Raw genomic sequence first — 16316 nt, 5'->3', positions numbered from 1 at the left:
ATCGAGGTCTGTCTTCACAAACCGACGTCGATACCCTCCGCCATGCCAAAACTCGAGCCCTCACGCCCCGAACCGATTAGGAATCACTCGTCTAGTGCCTCGTCAAGCAACCTTGGGTAGGTAATCGGGTCGTCGGATCTTGGAGTTGACGGCGAACTCGCGTTTGGGTTGGGCGTGGTGGTTGTACCAGCGGATGTAGGCGCCGATCGCGGCGTCTTGTTCGTCGTGGCTGCGGTGGTCGGTGCCGTTCAACGCGAAGTAACGCAAAGCCGCGAATTCGGACTCGATCCAGTTCAACCACGACGAATAGGTCGGCAAGAACACCAGTTCCACGCCGTTGGCCCCAGCCCAGGCACGCACCTCGGCTCGCTTGTGTGGGGAGAAGTTGTCGGCGATGACGTAGAGCCTTTCGCCGGGCCAGCGCGCCCGCAGCGACTTCAACAGCGACAGGAATTCCTGCCACCGCTTACGATCACGGATCCGATAGTGGATCTTGCCGGTCTTCAGATCCAGCGCGCCGAGTAGGTGCCGCACACCCTGCGTGCGCCGGTAGGTCGCCCGCAACCTTCTCGGCTTTCGTCGCGAGAACCAGCCGCGACCAGCACGTGGTTGCAGGTTGAGCGGGCCGAACTCGTCCACGCAGACCACTCGCCCGTCGACGGGCGGATGATCGTAGAGATCCAGGACGCGGTTCATCTTCACGGTGAACTCCGGATCGGTACCCGCTTTCCAGGTCTTCACCGCTCGCCACGACACCCCCTCGGCTTTGAGGATCTTGCGTAGCGTCTCGCGGCTGATATCAGCGATCGCGTTGACGGCCAGTACTTCTCGTAGCTTCGACAGACTCCACACCGAGAACGGCCAACCCAGATCCCGCGGGCAGCACCGACCGATACAAGCGATGCGTTCACGCGTCGCTCGATCCACCTTCTTCGGCCTTCCCGCGCTCCATTTTGGGTCCAGAGCCTCGAACCCCCGTTCGTTGAACTCGTGGATCACCTGCCGCACGTACGCTTCGCTGACCTGCATCAACCTCGCGATCGCAGGGACCGGCTGCCGCTGCGCAGAGGCCATCACCACGATCGCTCGTCGCGTCCTGATGGGTTGTTTGCTCGTCTTGGTGATCCTCTGCAACCGACGCCCCTCCTCCGAGGTCACCGCTCGCACAAACACTTCCGGCTTCCGGGCCACCGGCACCACCTCCACCGGCAGCATCACCCACCACATTCCCAGGATCAACCCGACACCCGGTTACCGAGTCAACCTACTTGGACGAGGCACTAGATCTCTACACGCGGCCCGTTGGTTTCCCGTTCGATCCCGAGGCGTTCGATCACAGCCTGGTCGACCGCATGGGGCCGACGGCGGGTCCGTTCGTCGTGCAGTCCACCGACCGCACCCAGGGCCGGATCGTGCTGGCCCGCAACCCGAACTGGTGGGGGACGACGCCGAAGCTCGACACCATCACCTACAGCGTGCTCGACCATACGGCGTGGGTGGGCGCGCTGCAGAACAACGAGCTCGACGCGGTGCGTCTGGCCACGATCGACGAGGCCAAGACCGTCCGCAACACCGCGGGCCTGGTCATTCGCCGCGCGCCAGGTAATCGCTGGCGACACATCACGTTCAACGGAGCGCCCGGCGCCATCCTCGCCGATCCGAAACTGCGGGTGGCCATCTCGAAGGCGATCGACCGGCAGGGAATCGCCACCGCGACCCAGAACGGTTTGGTCGAGAACCCGAAGCCGCTGAACAACGGGCACCCCGAGCATCGCGCAGATCGCCGCTATCAACACTGACGCGGCTCGTCGATCACGTCGAAACCGACAACCCTCCGAGGGTGCCGATCAACCGGTCCGCGGTCTCGACCGCCACAGCCCGATATGACTCGGCCGCTATCGGTGTGAACGCAGGCACCAGCGACCGCAGCCGCCGATGATCGGCTGGGTCGGTTGACAACAACAACCGCCCCGACAACTCCACAAAACCACGGCGCTCCTCGGGACCCGCACGTCAGGGCTCCGCGTGCCCGGTGCTGCCTGCACCGGAAACGGCGATCCCTGAGAACCGACAAGGGATCGTCCAACAGACCCTTGTCATGCGGATCGAACCACGGCAACGACTCCGAAAAACCCGAGCCCACCATGCACAGGGTCTAATCGCCCGTAGAAACTCGAAAGCGGAGCTTCCAAACACTCCTTTTGAGGGAGGTTGGAAGCTCCGCTTCCCTTGCTCGAAGCCTGAACCCATGCCCCATTTTGAGGGGGGTACGAAATCCGTCACTTCATTCCAGGGCCTCTCCGTTTCCGGCGAGGCGAGCTGCTGAACACTACTTTAACCTTACCTTTCGCTCGGCGCAATACCGATCGACACATCAGGCATCGATTCATCATCAAACGACACGTCGAACACCGAATCATTCGACACCGGCGTACGGCAGGTGACCTCCAGATCCCCAGGTCCGCAACCGATCGCACTCGATGACATCCGGCTCCACCCCCGCCGGACAGCGGCCTCTCGGTCCTGAGCATTTCGCGATCACTGATTCAGTCAACAGTCGATGAGTTCCTGAACCGTCCGGCTGTCCGGCGCGGCGCGACGACCGATCACCTCCGACCGACGCACCGCCAGTTGCCAATGAGCCTGGCCCGCAGTAGCACACCACGCTCCGCCACCGAATCATCGGCCATCCCGGAGCCCGATCCACCCGTTGTGAACACGAGTACAAGCGAAAGCACAGTAATGCACACGAGTTCAAGACACGCCGATGATCGAAGCCCCGTGCACCGACACACCAAAACCACAGTTCAGCGGTGAACGCGACTTCGAACACTCGCAATTCGGTCTGGCGCGGCCGATGTTCGACAAACGAAGGCCAGCGTCCTCAGTCGTCGATCGATAGTGCGTCGAGACCTTGCCTTTGGAGCAGCTGGTGCTCGTGTGCGTACCTTCTGCCTGTCGGAGTCAGGCGGAATTGGAGCACTTGGTGTTCCCAGTGCCGCGCGTGATCCAGGTGGTCGACAACCGCTCGTAGGAGTCGATGCGGTCCAGCATTCCCGCGGACTCGACGACATTGCGCAACTGACGTCGCCCCCTGCCCTCGCGTGTACGGCTTGCGCAGCGCAGTCACCAGAAGACGGGCTGTCTGGCGCAGCTGCGGCTGGTATCAGCCATCACCTTCGGCTCCTCGTGCACAGCCGTATACGCGCCGACGCGGGTCTTCTCCAGCTCGCGTACCTGATCGCTGGCCTTGTCCAGCTGCCGCGTCAATGGCTGGACCATCGCTTCGAGGGCAGCCTTGCGTAGTTCCATGTCCCTGCCACGGCCTCGTCAGGGTGTCGCACCATGGACCCGTTCGACGCATCACGCGACGCGATCACCGCGACCCCGATGAAACGCGGTGCAAGCCAGAGGATACCGCCCGAAGTTCGCGCGCTGGCGGCGCGAGTCTGTCGGTGGCCTCGCGTAGCTTGAACGCGAATCGACCGACCAGGTGAGGGAGTGCGATGGTCCCCAACGGGGGTGATCTTGCGTGGGAACGAACGGCCGTGGTGCCGGTGGTGGCGGGTGTCGCGCCACGCAAGCTGGCAAAGGTGCCGTTCGTGGAATTGGCCGACGGCAGGCTTCAGGGCGTGGTATCCAGCGGCTCGGATATCGCCCGCGTCTATGTCTCGTCGGTGGCGGCGCGGACGCACCGGCTCAGTTGCAGTACGAACAACAATCGTCCCTGCGGTGGGTTGTCCGCACACGATTACGGCGGACACATCACCCCTTGCAAGCACATCATCGCGCTGATGGCCGAGGCGATGCTGCAATACGGGCAGGCACGGGTGGTGCGCTACCTGGAAGCCGAAGTAGCCGAGGACAATTCGATGCGGTTGAGCCCACAGAGCACGCTCGAGCCCACCCCCGCGGCGGTGGTGTTCAGCAGGTTCCTCCGACATCTGGCCTACCTGGAACTGCCTGACAGCGCCTTCGCGATCCCGGAGCTGCAGTGGTTCCCCGCGACAGGAGGCCGCTGATGCTCGGCATACAGCTCGCACAACTCCTCGACACACTGCCCGCCGGCGTGTCCGCGGCCGTCGACGTCGTCTCCGCATTCGACGACGGACTCGTGCCCGGTCTCGCCCGGCTCGGTCCGGAGCAGACCGCCGCGTACACCGCGTTGAGCAGCGCACTCGGCGGCTCGCCACTGGCGGCGCCGGTGGCCGACGCGGTCGAGAAGCTCGGTGTCGGCGCGATCGGCCCGGACGAGCTCGCGGTACTCGCCGGCGGCCGCGCCGCCCTGCTCGGCGCGGTCCACGACGCGTTACTCGACGCATTCGACACCTCGCTGAGCCGAACCAGAAATATCTGGAGTCCGGGCGATTCCACACCCGGACCGGCGGCGAATGTCGCCGTCGCCTGCCGGTCGTGGCTGCAAGAACTCGCCATCACCGGATGGCGCGGCGTCGACCACGAACTCGTCTCCGCGGTCGACCAGACGGTGGAGGCGCTGCTGGCCGATCCTGGTTCCCGCAGGCTTGCGTTTCTGCTGGACGGACTAGCAGCCGAGCTACGGGCCTGCTGCCCGGTCGCGACCATGGACCGGCTGCCTGTCCGCCGATGGGCCGATTTGTGGAGCCGTGCGCTGCTACTGTCCTGGCGCGGTGCGGATTCCAGCGCTTACCGAGCGGTTTCGGGTCGTCTGCTGCCACTGGTCGTCGATGTGCACGAGCACGGGACGGCAGTACAGATCCAAACGCACGCTGTGCTGGAGGATGCCGACGGCGCCGTACACCGGGTGCGAGTGAGCGTCGCGGCGGCGAAGGTGGACACGATCGTCGGCCCTGCCGTGTGGCAGTTGTTCGGCGCGTATCCGCGGCTGATGACCGCACTGGCCGAACGACGCTGTCTGGACCTCGCGCAGATGCCGCTGGCCCCGAGCGGTGACCTGGTCTGGCGAGACGATCACGCCGAGGTCGGCGAGCCCGCCGATCCGTTCGCCACCGCCCACGTTCGGTTGGCGGCCGCGACGGCGCCCGCGGTGCCGCCACTGGACCGCGATCCGGTCCATATCGCCGAACCGGTGCTGATCGAGAATTACCGGATCACGGGCGACACACTGGAACTCGAGGGACACCGTGTCGCGCTCGAGCTGGACCGACTGCCCCGTTGCGGACCACTCACTCCCGCGGTCGTGACCTCCTCGACAGCATGCCTCGGCCTGATCCGCTTTGACGCGGGCAGCTGGAGTCTGCGCCCCCTCGCGGTGCGGGCGAAGTCGAAGGGGAAGATCGTCGAGGTGCACGGCGGCGACTGGGCCTGCGGTCCGACCGACCCGAAAGTGATCAAGGCACAGGCGAAATCGGGTGACGCGTTGGCGGTGTTGCGCGAACGGGCGGGACGGTTGCTTCGCGCATGACCGAGTCCGACGAAACGCGCCGCCAGATCCTCTACTGGCGTCTACTGACCCAACTATTCGACAACGAACCGCAGCCGACGCTGGAAACGGCGAGTGTCGCCATCGTCGAAGATCTGAACCTGCCGCCCGTTCTGCTCGACCCCGGCGTGTCCGTCGACACCGTGGTCCAGCGGTTTCCGGACCTGGCCGTGGCCTTCGCCGCGCTCGCCCCGCGACCAACCTCCGGCACCGAGGATCCGCGAGTTCGGGTGCACAACGCCGCGCTGATGTCCAAGTTGTTGCTCAACGTCTTCGCGACCGGAGCTGACAACGTTTCCGCGACCCAACTCGCGCACTGGCAAAGCGACGCGAACTGGTTGCGCCAGGGGCTCGGCGACGAGCAGGCAGCCACAACCACCGGGGTCCTCGCAGACCTGGAGGCGGACCTGGTCGCGCGGATGCGGCTACGCGAAGTGCTGGCCGATCCGGCACTGGCCGGGCAGCTCACGCCGAGTATGTCGCTGATCGGGCAACTGCTGCGGGACAAGGCCAACCTGTCCGGCGTCGCGCTGGCCAACGCCAAAAGTTTGATCCGACGGTTCGTCGACCAGGTGGCCGAGGTGCTGCGCACCCAGGTCCAGCAGGCACGCACCGGCACCCTCGATCGGTCGGTGCCGCCGAAACGAATCCTGCGCAACCTCGACGTGGACCGCACGATCTGGAAGAACCTGACCAATTGGAACCCCGACGACGAGCGGCTTTATGTGGACCGCCTGTTCTATCGGCACACCGCCGCACGAACTGCTCCCGCCAGGATGATCGTGGTGGTCGACCAATCCGGTTCGATGGTCGACTCCATGGTGAACTGCACCATCCTCGCGTCGATCTTCGCCGGGCTGCCGAAGGTGGACGTCCACCTGATCGCCTACGACACCCGCGCACTGGACCTCACGCCGTGGGTTCACGATCCGTTCGAGGTGCTATTGCGCACCGAACTGGGCGGCGGTAACGACGGCCCGGTCGCCATGGCCATGGCACAGCCGAAGATTTCCGACCCGAAAAATACTGTGCTGGTGTGGATTTCGGATTTCTACGAGTTCGAATGCTCCCAACCCCTGTTCGAGGCCATGACCGCGGTGCACCGTTCCGGCGTCAAACTCATCCCGGTGGGCTCGGTGAACAGCTCCGGCCACCAGGACGTGAACCCGTGGTTTCGCGAGCGCTTCAAAACTCTTGGCACGCCTGTGATCTCGGGTCACATTCACAAGCTCGTGTTCGAGCTCAAACGCTTTCTCGACTGAGGAGACTCCCATGACAGACGACCTGTTGCGCGCCCCCGCCGAAGTCAAGTTCGCCGAGGAACTCGACTGGCTCGAGTCGATCGATGATAGTCCCAAGCCGTTCTCCTGGCGGTTGAGCCCGAAGATGGTGCGGTTGTTCATCCTCGGCTCCGAACGCGCCGACGGCCTCGACCGGCAGATCGACCAGAAGTGGTTCGGTGACCGCAGTTTCGTCGAACGCAGCATCGTGACCTTGGCCTCCGACCGTGGCCTGCTGCTCATCGGCGATCCCGGCACCGGCAAGAGCTGGCTTGCCGAGCTGCTCTCGGCGGCCATCAGCCGGAACTCGACCCTCGTGGTGCAGGGCACGGCGGGCACGACCGAGGACCACATCAAGTATTCGTGGAACATCTCCATGGTCATCGCGAAGGGACAGTCCAGGGAGTCGATGATTCCCTCCCCCATCATGACCGCCATGGAACAGGGTGTGATCGGACGGTTCGAGGAGCTGACCAGGTCGACCAGCGACGTGCAGGACGCGCTGATCTCCATCCTGTCCGAGAAATACGTCTCCATCCCGGAGCTCGACGACGACAACATCGTGTTCGCGCAGCCGGGCTTTTCCATCATCGCCACCGCCAACAGCCGCGACCGGGGCGTCAACGATCTGTCCTCGGCGCTCAAACGACGGTTCAACTTCGTCCGTATCCCGGTCGTGACCAACAAGCGCAGCGAAGCGGAGATCGTGCGGTTCCGGACGGCGGAGTTGTTGCGCAGGCACCGAATCGAACTCGACGTGCCGCCGACCCTGCTGGACATCCTGCTGGAGAGTTTCGCCGATCTGCGCACCGCCGCGGCCGCGGCCACCAGCGACGACGAGAAGTTGGAATCGGCGCTGTCCACCGCGGAGCAGATCGGCGTGCTCGAGGACGCAATCCTGCACAGCCAGTTCTTCGGCGACCGCACGCTGCGCGCGCAGACCCTCGCCGGATCGCTGGTCGGCTCCTTGGCCCGGCGCGCGCCCGAGGACCTGGCAATCCTGAACAAGTTCTGGCACGGCGTCATCGAGCCGCGCAGCAAGAAGACAGGCGGCGAGTGGTCACCGTTCCTGGAGGGTGGTCGCGAGGCCATCGCGAGGCTGTCGTGACCTTCGACGCGCTGCGCGAGCAGCTGGCCGTGGCCGCCACCGCGTTCGCCGACGAGCCGGGCTCGGCGCGGGAGATTCTCGCGGGCATGGTCGACGATGTCGACCGAGCGCTGCGCGAAGAGCTGGAGATCTTCCCGGTCTGCCATCACTCCCCGGCCTCTGCGCTGGCGATGGTGCGCAGACTGCGCGACATGCGTCCCACCGTCATCTACCTGGAGCTGTGCGAGGATCTGCGGCCGTTGCTCGATGAGCTGCGCAACTGCCGGCTCCCGGTCGCGCTGCAGGCATTCGCGGGCGAACTCCACGGTTTCCCGGCCGAGTGGGCGCCGCTGTCGGTGATCGCCCCGATCACCGAGGCGTCCGCCGAGTACCAGGCGATCGCGTACGCGCTCGACAACCCCGATGTCGAACTGGTCCTGGTAGACCGCTCGGCCGACCACGTGTTCCAGTGGACACCAACCGACCACCAGGACACGCACGAACAGGCCGACCTGGACAGCGACGACGACGCCTTACACGGTGACGCCGTCGGCATCGACCTCGGCGACTTGCGACCACATTTCGCCGAACTGGAACAGCACCTGCTGCATCACGGCAAGGTACGCCACTGGTCGGAATGGTGGGACCAATATGTCGAACAGCCGCTGACGAACGCCGACTACGACACCTACCGGCAGGTGATGGTCATGATCAGCAGTCTGTTCCGCCGTCTGCGCCGCACGGACACCGACTGCGACGAGGACCGCGAGCGGTATATGTGGACCCGGATACGCGAACACCTCGCCGCGACCGGCGCCGACCCGTCCCGATGCCTGTACGTGTGCGGCGCCTTCCACGCAGCGAGCCGGGTCGAGCAGTTCGGCCTCGGTTCCGACGCAGAGCCTTACCAGATCACGCCGAGGTCGGCGACCACGTGGCAGTACGGGTTGATCCCCTCCAGCCACTCGGCGATCGAAGCACAGTTCGGGCTGGCCTCCGGCTCGGTCTCGATCGCCGCGATGACCTGGTCGAAGGGTCTGCGCCGCAACCGACTTCAGCCGTTTCGACTCAACGGTCAGCAAGGAGTCCGGACCACAAGCGGACAACACCGCACGGCGACGACAGAGGCGAAGCCAGTTGCGGATCGACTGTCCGGCTTCCTGTCCCGGCCGCCGGCGCTGGACGATGTGGATGAGGCCGAACTGCTGGAATGGTCGGTCGACATCGTCCGTCTCGCCCGCCGCAACGGATATCTGGCCAGCACCGCCGATGCGATCGCGGTGTTCGAGACCGCCGTCCTGCTCGCGAGCCTGCGTGATCGGGCCCGGCCGACCCCGTACGACTTCCAGGACGCCGCGGTCACCTGCCTCGAGAAGGATCACGTGCCAGGTCGGCGCGACGTGCGCAGGCTGTGCGAGATCATGCTCGGCGGCGACCGGATAGGCCAGGTCGGCTATGCGGCACTGCCGCCACTGGCCAGGGACGTGCTCGATCGGCTGGAACCGCTCGCACTCGACCCGACCAAGCGCACCGTCCAACGCGCGCTGCTCGATCTGCGGGCCGCACCGCATCTGCGGCCGGTCTCGGATCTGTTGTGGATTCTTCGGCAGTTACTACCGTCCGAGGCGGTGCGCCCGATCATGGGCACACGCTCGCTCGGTGACCGGCCCATCCAGGAGAGCTGGGATCTGGCGCTCGGCAAGCATCAACGCGCACTCGTCCAGCTCGGCTACGAAGGCGTCAGCGTCGAGCAGGTATACGAGCGGCGGCTGCGCGCCACGGTCACCGCGCCGGAGGCGACGGCCGCCGACGCGCTGGTTGCCGTCGAGGAGGCACTGCTGTACCTCGGCGGGCAGCGGCTGGCGAACGACCTCGGCAACCGAGCGGTCAGCCTGCTCGCCGCCGAGCGCACGGTCGATGACGCGCCGGAGGTGCTGCGCCGAATTCGGCGCCTGCTCGGCCATTTCCGCACCGTCGACGCCGCGCTGCCGGAATGGTGCGAACGCTTCGTCACGGCAGGATACGCGCACTACTGCACCTTGCTGCCGACGGCGTTCAGCGATGAGGAAACGGGTGTCCGACAGGTCGCGGCCATGCTCGGCTTCCTGTTCGGGATGGAAAATCTCGCGCTGTCGCTCGGCTGCGACCACACGCAGCTGGAGTTGGCGGTACGCCAATCGCATCCGGAGGCGCCCGCCAAAGTAGCGCTGCTGTGGGCTACGCGCTGCCAGCTCGGCATGCTCGCGCTACCCGAATTGCGCGACCGCTGCGCGGAAATGTTCACCAATCCGCTTGTGGTACCGGCTCTTCCGCAGTATCTCAGTGGGTTCCTGCACGCGCTGGAGCCCGCACCGACACTGAAGCCGTTCGTCGTGGAGGTGCTGTCGAAGGCCTTCGGTAGTCTGCCCGACGCGGTGCTGCTGCCGTGGCTACCCACGCTCATCACAACACTGCGCGACCAGGCCGACGACCTGGTGCCCGCGCTGGTCCGCGAAGCGGGCCGAACGTTTCCCGCCACCCTCTCTGCCATCGACAACTGGACGCCACCTTGGGCGGCCCCACCCACACCCCCGGCCGCGTCGAGACCAGCGCCCACCGGTGGCGCGGAGAGTGTACTCCTGCACGCACATTCGGCGACCTGCGATGCGCTGACCGCGCTATTGGGTTACGAGACGGGTCGGCGCCCGGCTCCGGGCGCCGACCCTGAGCTCACCGCCCTGCTCGACAGCTTTCCGTCCACGGTCGACGCACTCGCGACTGAGCTTTGGGCAGCTGGCTGAACCGGTCAGCCGATGCTGGACAGCATCGGCCGAATCCAGGACGACCGAGTTCCACGCACCCGGAGCCTGATCCGGGTCGAGGACTGATCTCGCTGGTGCGGCGCATACCTCGATGCGTGCGCCGCACCGGAGGCCGGCGCGACGGTGATATCGCCGCGACGGCGCCGACCACGGCAGGACTGAGCCCGCCGTCGATTCGGACGCCTAATCGCCCTGTTCAGATGCCGCCCGTCGGTGTCTCGCTCCGCTAATGTTCGTCCATGGTGCAGACGAGATTCACCGAAATGTTCGGGCTTACCTATCCGGTGATGTCGGCCCCCATGGCCCTGCACAGCGGCGGGACACTCGCTGCCGCGATCTCCGCTGCCGGGGGCCTCGGCTGTTTCGGGGGTACGCATCCCTGGAAGGGGCCCGACTGGATCCGTGCGGAGATCGCGACCATTCGTGCCAGGACTGACCGGCCGTTCGCCGTCGGGTTCATCACGCCGTTCCTCCCTTTCACCGAGCCACTGTTCGACGCCGCGCTGGCGGAGCGGCCGGACGTCGTCGCCTTGTCGTTCGCCGATCCCGAGCCGTGGCTCGCCCGGGCCAAGGACGCGGGCGCCCGGGTGATATGCCAGGTCCAGAACTACGAGGACGCTGAGGCGGCGGTTGCCGCAGGGGCCGATGTCCTCGTGGCACAAGGCAACGAGGCCGGCGGCCACACCGGGGCAATGGGCGTGCTGCCCTTCCTGACCGGGATCGTGCGGAGGTACCCGGATGTCCCGGTGCTGGCCGCGGGCGGCATCGGCGACGGACGAACGCTCGCGGCCGTCCTCACCGCCGGTGCGGACGGTGCGTGGCTGGGCACGGCATTCCTCGCCACCCCCGAGGCGGTTGAGGTACATGACACGCACAAGCGCCTGATCGTCGCGAGCGACGGCAGCGACACGGTGTGGACACGCGCCTACGACATCGTGTCCGGTTTGCCGTGGCCGACCGGTGTCGCCGAACGCGTCCACCGCAACCGGTTCACCGACGAGTGGTCGGAGCGTGAATCGACACTGCGCGACCGCGCGGAGGAATTCAGGCCCGCGGACGGCGTCAGCCCGGTCGAGGCGCCGCCCGATCCCGACACGAGCGAGATCATCTACGGCCAGTCGGCGTCTTTCGTCGACGGCGTACGCCCGGCCGCCGACGTAGTCCGTGCGATCAGCGACGAGGCCGAAGCGATCCTTGCCTCGCGGCCACGTTCGCTACTCGGCCGACCGACAACCTGATCGGCGGGGCAGCGGGACCGCTGTCCTTCGCACCGGCACGTGGCGACCGCGTCGAAACGCGGGCTGGTCGTACCGCGACGCTCAGACAGTGAACGCTTGTCGGCCAGGTCGGATGCGATGCCATGCCACAGCCAGGAATACCAGCAGGCCGAGCAGAGGAAGAGTGGCGATTGTCCAGCTCAGAAGTAATGGAGGGCCGGGTTGGTCGAGAACTTCGACGCCATCGAGAGTTCCGTCCCCGTGCCCGAGCGGGCCGTCGATCGCGAAGCCCAGGCGGTAGGTGCCCGGACTGTCGAATGCTTTGACGTCCAGGCCCCAGTACTCGCGTTTGCGGGGATGACGGACCAGTGGCGTGTCACGCCTACCCGGCCTGATGCCGGGTCCTGCCAGATGTAATTTTCCGGATTTGTCCGCGATGCCCCCGTCCGGCATGAACGTGAAGTCCAGCGACTTCATCGCGCGTATCGGCCAGACAGAGAAGCCGACGGTGACCTCGTAAGGGCCGGCGTGGACATGTTCGGTGTGCACGATGTCGACAGGTGCGTATGCCGACGCAGGGGCGACGGCGAGCAAGGACAGCGTGCCGATTGCGAACAGGGTGAACGCCACTCGGTAGAGCCGAGCGATCAGAGGGTTGCGAGTGGTCATCGAAGCTCCTTGCCGAGGGGCGCGAGGGTGCGCAGCATGGTGGCGAATCTGCCGCCGAGGAAGCCGGCGAGCACGCCCAGCGGTATCCCGACGAGAGCGACGGTCACGACATCGGCGGGGGCGATGTGCGCCGCCGGATAGGTCAGGGCCCTTTGCAGCGGAAGACTGACAGCGACGATCAATCCCGCTGCGGCGCCGGCGATCAGCAGCGCCTTTCCGGTCGCGAGGCCGTGGGTGCGGGCCAGCCGGAACAGGCATTCGATCGCCGCGGCCGCCACGATCAAAAACATGGGTATGAGACTCGGCAGCTCCGGTGGATACGGCTGGAGATTGTCACGCAGCGGGAGCCCGATCGCCGAAGCGTAAGTTTCCGCGGCCCACGGCGAGAACCACCACAGGATCGCCTGCATCCCCGCGAGCGCCGCGGCGACGGCGACAGCCGCGCCGGGACGGGCCAGCAACGTCGCGCCGAGGATCAACAGCATCGAGGAGAACAGGATTGTGCCCAGCACGATCGGATCGACCGGCAGCGCCAAGGTGGTCAGCGCGAAGGCGGGGAACGGCGCGAAAGCGATCAGGATCGGGATCGCCAGCACAACGCCGAGCTTGCCCCAGAATTCGGCGACATCGGCGGCGAAGACGATGATGCTGCCGATCATGGTGATCGAGATGGACAGGAACAGCGCAACGTGGGAAGGCGTGTTCAGTACCGCGTCGAAGCCATAGATCGAATGCCACTCGAGGTCCAGCAGACCGTAGAGCAGAAAGGATGCGGCGCCCGCGCCGGCGACCAGATAACCCACCGGGGCGGTCATGGCTGCGCCGAACACCCGAATCGGTGTGCCACCCGCACGCGGCACGGGACGTCCGGCTCGTTGCGCCGAGGTGGCGATGAGCACCATGGCGAGACTCGCGAATCCGGATATCGCGCTGCCGGAATACAAGAGCAGATGTGGCAGGGTGAAGAAGGTGTCCGGCCCGACCGCCGCGTGCCATTGGATATCCCAGCTGATGCCGACAATCGTGACAACGGTGCCGAGGAGTACCGTCCAGGCGCCCAGGCGGGCCGCGGCGCCGCTGGATTCGGCGGGGCGTGCGATGGGTTCGGCGTGGTCGGCAGTCGCGTCGAATGGTACGGGGGTCGTCATGACAACCAGGTCCTTTCGTCAGTCATGCCGCGGCGGTGTTGCGCGAGCAGGTATGTCATCCGCTGATCCAGAGCGGCAGCATGAGCCGGTCGAGGCCGTCGATGGACAGCCACAGTTCCCACGGACCGGTCATCATCAGGGGCACCGCCGCGGCACAGTAGCGACCTGATCCCGTATAGGCGGCAGTGGCGGACGGCCCCGCATTGCCCATGAGCGGCGCGATCGGTTGAATCTGCACGACGGCGTGCTCTACCGGGCTGCCGGCACGATCGGTGATGGCGATCTCGATATCGGTGTCGCCCACCCGTGGGCGGTCGACGGTGAGGGTGACGACGTGGCTGGGCGAGCCGGTATAAAACACAAGCGATTCGGCTGTGCTCGGCCACATCGGATAAACGATCACCAGCACCGCGGCGGCGATCCCCGCAATGGCTGCCACTACGCGCCGGGAGCGCGGGAGGTGTGTCACGGCTTCCCGTTTCGAGGTGGATGTGATCACCGCCCAGGTCCTCTGGTCGAGTCTGCCCCGATATCGAGCAACACGGGCACGGTAAGGATGGTGTAGTGCCGTTCGACCTGTATCCAGAGGCGGTAGGAGCCCGCCATGGGGAAGGTATAGGTGAACGGCACGTCGGGTCCGTACGCAGCGACGGTCTCGTCGGGAGCGCTTTCGCCGTTGACCGGTGGCATGAGCATGCGGCTCATGGTCGTATCGGCGTGGGCCGTACCGCGGGGCACGCTGCCCGTACCGTGCATCCCCGGCATGGTATGCGAGCCCGGCGGCATGTCGCGTAATCCCGGGCTCGGCATCGCACCCATCGAGTGCGCATGTCCCCACACGGGCGAGTTCGGCACGGCGGCAGCGGCATCGGCCGATCCGGCGGCGGATAGCGGACCGGCCACGATCAAGTGCCCGACCATACCGAGCCAGGGTTGCAGGTCGGCGGTGTCGCCGATCGCGACCGTGATCGTGACGGGCGCCGCGGCCGTCGGGGGCGTCGTCGTCGCGGTGACGAGGGTGTCACCCATCATCATCGACCCGGTGGTTGTGGCGCCGTCGAGGTGTATCAAGGCCTGCGGCGCGGCTGGTGACACGCCCGCTGACTCACCTGCCGAGACCATGAAACCGGTGGCGGCGCGGACCATCTGAACTCCACCACCGCGACGGACCAACTCGGCGGACAACGCATAGCGTCCCGGCTGCGGCGCGGCCAGATGAACCTGATAGTGACCGGGTCCGGTGCGGATCGGGTGTAGATGCTCCAGCTCGCCGGTCGGTCCTATCACCAGCAGATGCATCAGCGCACTGTCGTGAATGAGCAGATCATCGACGGGCGCACCGGTCGCCCCGTCGATGAGGCCGAGTCCGAGATCACCGGGCTGCCCCGCGATCAACGGATCACCCTCGACAACCAGCATGGCCGGAGGGCGGGAGAAATCCGCGATCAACGGCTGGTTCAACGAATAGGGGTCGGCGACATTGTCCATGGTGGGGTCGAGTGCGATGCCGGGCTGCGGTGGTAGCGGCAATGCCGCCGAGAGCACCGCGGCTGTCACCGCTACCGCTACCGCCGCCACCACGCCGCTTGCGGGCAGCAGCGCCCATACTGTGCGCCGCGCACGCACTGCCACCAGAACCGACACGAGCAGCAGCAGCCCGGCCGTCAGAAATCCGCCGTAGACAAGACGCTCCGGCGGTGCGGTGACCTGCTCGGCCACCAGGAAGGGAATCCGCGCCACTCGCACACCATCCCCGACGGCCAGTTCCCAGGGCCCCGCTCGGTCCACCGGCACAGTGGCGGAATACATTCCGGGCGAGCGGCCGAGGTCGACATCAGCCCGCGCGGTCGACGCTCCCGGCGCGGGGGCCGCCGGCGACTCGTGGGCGGCTCCGGTCGGTGCGACCTCCAGTATGACCCGCCCTTCGGGGCTGCCGGTGTGGGTGACGATATCGACGCGCAGCGGGCCGGGCACCGCGGTCACCCGGCGGAGCACGATCGTCAACTCTCGGTCGCCGAGCGTCTGGGCGATCGAGACATCCGAGCCTGCGGACATGGCATCGGCGAAAGCGGGTGCTATCCCGGTCGATACGAACAGCACACAGAGCCATACGACAAGCGAACGAGGGCAGCGAACGGGCCGGGCGGCGGTCACGACAGCCATCGTGGCAGGCACTCGCCCAACGAATCATCACCACCAGAAATGAGTCCGGTTCCCCCTGCGGAGGGATGCCATACGGCGACTTGTCGTGTAACACCTTTCGGCCGGATCGGCGGTTCTGCGCAATCGGCACTTCGTCGGATTTCGGCATCGCGAAGAAGCCGTAGCGGTCCGCAGTAGCGCGGCAACGACCGCGAAGTTCGTCGGGCCGCGCACTCTACCGGCATGAGTGGGTATTCGACTGAAGATTCAGCAATACAGTCACACTGGTTTGCCGATGCCGACCTGTGGTGGCGACGAGGTAGGCGAACCGACGGGCGTCGCGGCACTGCCTGGATGGACCACTGAAGGCCCAGCTCGGCTACGACGTCGCGCGTTCGACGACTCACCTGGTGCCCGCCCATCCGTTCGCCGAGTTCGATGCTCGTGCGCGCGAGAGGGACGGTCATGCCGTACCGCGACCGGCGCAGCGGTCCGATCTCGAGATCGAGAGCTTGAAACAAAAAACATCATCTCGGCAAAGGTTGATATT

Annotated in this window: 12 protein-coding genes and 1 pseudogene; 7 read left to right on the top strand and 6 right to left on the bottom strand. The window is 66.0% G+C overall.

The features are described 5' to 3' along the window. Nucleotides 1–102: 102 nt before the first annotated feature. Nucleotides 103–1215 carry an IS630 family transposase gene (locus tag AB0B25_RS23870; protein ID WP_357183377.1) on the bottom strand — a complete coding sequence of 371 codons (1113 nt, stop codon included), beginning with the start codon at nt 1213–1215 and terminating at the stop codon, nt 103–105. A gap of 104 nt (nt 1216–1319) precedes the next feature. Here AB0B25_RS23870 and AB0B25_RS23865 point away from each other — a divergent pair. Then, nucleotides 1320–1757: pseudogene (locus tag AB0B25_RS23865) on the top strand (ABC transporter substrate-binding protein); the annotation flags it as partial. 1369 nt (nt 1758–3126) lie between these two features. Here the strand turns inward: AB0B25_RS23865 and AB0B25_RS23860 are convergent. Next, nucleotides 3127–3312 carry a hypothetical protein gene (locus AB0B25_RS23860; protein WP_357183374.1) on the bottom strand — a complete coding sequence of 62 codons (186 nt, stop codon included), beginning with the start codon at nt 3310–3312 and terminating at the stop codon, nt 3127–3129. Nucleotides 3313–3506: 194 nt separating this feature from the next. Here AB0B25_RS23860 and AB0B25_RS23855 point away from each other — a divergent pair, with 194 nt between their 5' ends. The 6 genes from AB0B25_RS23855 to AB0B25_RS23830 all read left to right on the top strand — a co-directional run bounded on the left by AB0B25_RS23855 (nt 3507) and on the right by AB0B25_RS23830 (nt 11828). Continuing rightward, entirely contained in the window at nt 3507–4022 is a 516-nt protein-coding gene (locus AB0B25_RS23855) for a hypothetical protein (RefSeq protein WP_357183371.1), read from the top strand. Further along, nucleotides 4022–5404: a hypothetical protein gene (locus AB0B25_RS23850; protein ID WP_357183369.1), complete on the top strand. Its 1383-nt coding sequence runs from the start codon at nt 4022–4024 to the stop codon at nt 5402–5404. Before AB0B25_RS23855 ends, AB0B25_RS23850 begins: the two co-directional genes overlap by 1 nt. After that, nucleotides 5401–6684: a VWA domain-containing protein gene (locus AB0B25_RS23845; RefSeq protein WP_357183367.1), complete on the top strand. Its 1284-nt coding sequence runs from the start codon at nt 5401–5403 to the stop codon at nt 6682–6684. The genes AB0B25_RS23850 and AB0B25_RS23845 overlap by 4 nt, the downstream gene beginning before the upstream one ends. 10 nt (nt 6685–6694) lie before the next feature. Next, a complete protein-coding gene (locus AB0B25_RS23840) occupies nt 6695–7810 on the top strand; it encodes an AAA family ATPase (RefSeq protein WP_357183365.1) in 1116 nt (371 codons plus the stop codon). Next, a complete protein-coding gene (locus AB0B25_RS23835; protein ID WP_357183361.1) occupies nt 7807–10569 on the top strand; it encodes a DUF5682 family protein in 2763 nt (920 codons plus the stop codon). The genes AB0B25_RS23840 and AB0B25_RS23835 overlap by 4 nt, the downstream gene beginning before the upstream one ends. Nucleotides 10570–10829: 260 nt before the next feature. Then, complete coding sequence (locus tag AB0B25_RS23830; protein WP_357183358.1) at nt 10830–11828, top strand: nitronate monooxygenase; 999 nt, start codon at nt 10830–10832, stop codon at nt 11826–11828. 81 nt (nt 11829–11909) lie between these two features. Here AB0B25_RS23830 and AB0B25_RS23825 read toward each other — a convergent pair whose 3' ends face one another. Genes AB0B25_RS23825 through AB0B25_RS23810 form a run of 4 tightly spaced genes read right to left on the bottom strand, consistent with a single transcriptional unit; the run spans nt 11910 to nt 15778 of the window. Further along, the gene (locus AB0B25_RS23825; protein ID WP_357183355.1) at nt 11910–12476 is read right to left on the bottom strand and encodes a hypothetical protein; all 567 of its coding nucleotides are present in this window, start codon (nt 12474–12476) and stop codon (nt 11910–11912) included. Beyond that, entirely contained in the window at nt 12473–13624 is a 1152-nt protein-coding gene (locus AB0B25_RS23820; protein ID WP_357183353.1) for a hypothetical protein, read from the bottom strand. The genes AB0B25_RS23825 and AB0B25_RS23820 overlap by 4 nt, the downstream gene beginning before the upstream one ends. Before the next feature lie 55 nt (nt 13625–13679). Further along, nucleotides 13680–14123 carry a hypothetical protein gene (locus AB0B25_RS23815; protein WP_357183351.1) on the bottom strand — a complete coding sequence of 148 codons (444 nt, stop codon included), beginning with the start codon at nt 14121–14123 and terminating at the stop codon, nt 13680–13682. After that, nucleotides 14120–15778, bottom strand: a complete 1659-nt coding sequence (locus AB0B25_RS23810; RefSeq protein ID WP_357183348.1) for a hypothetical protein — start codon at nt 15776–15778, stop codon at nt 14120–14122. Before AB0B25_RS23810 ends, AB0B25_RS23815 begins: the two co-directional genes overlap by 4 nt. Between the last annotated feature and the right edge of the window lie 538 nt (nt 15779–16316).

It is taken from the genome of Nocardia sp. NPDC049190 (assembly GCF_040648115.1).
Classification (GTDB): Bacteria; Actinomycetota; Actinomycetes; order Mycobacteriales; family Mycobacteriaceae; genus Nocardia.
The sequence above is the reverse complement of the archived record's forward strand: the minus strand, read 5'-3'. Positions and strand labels throughout refer to the sequence as shown.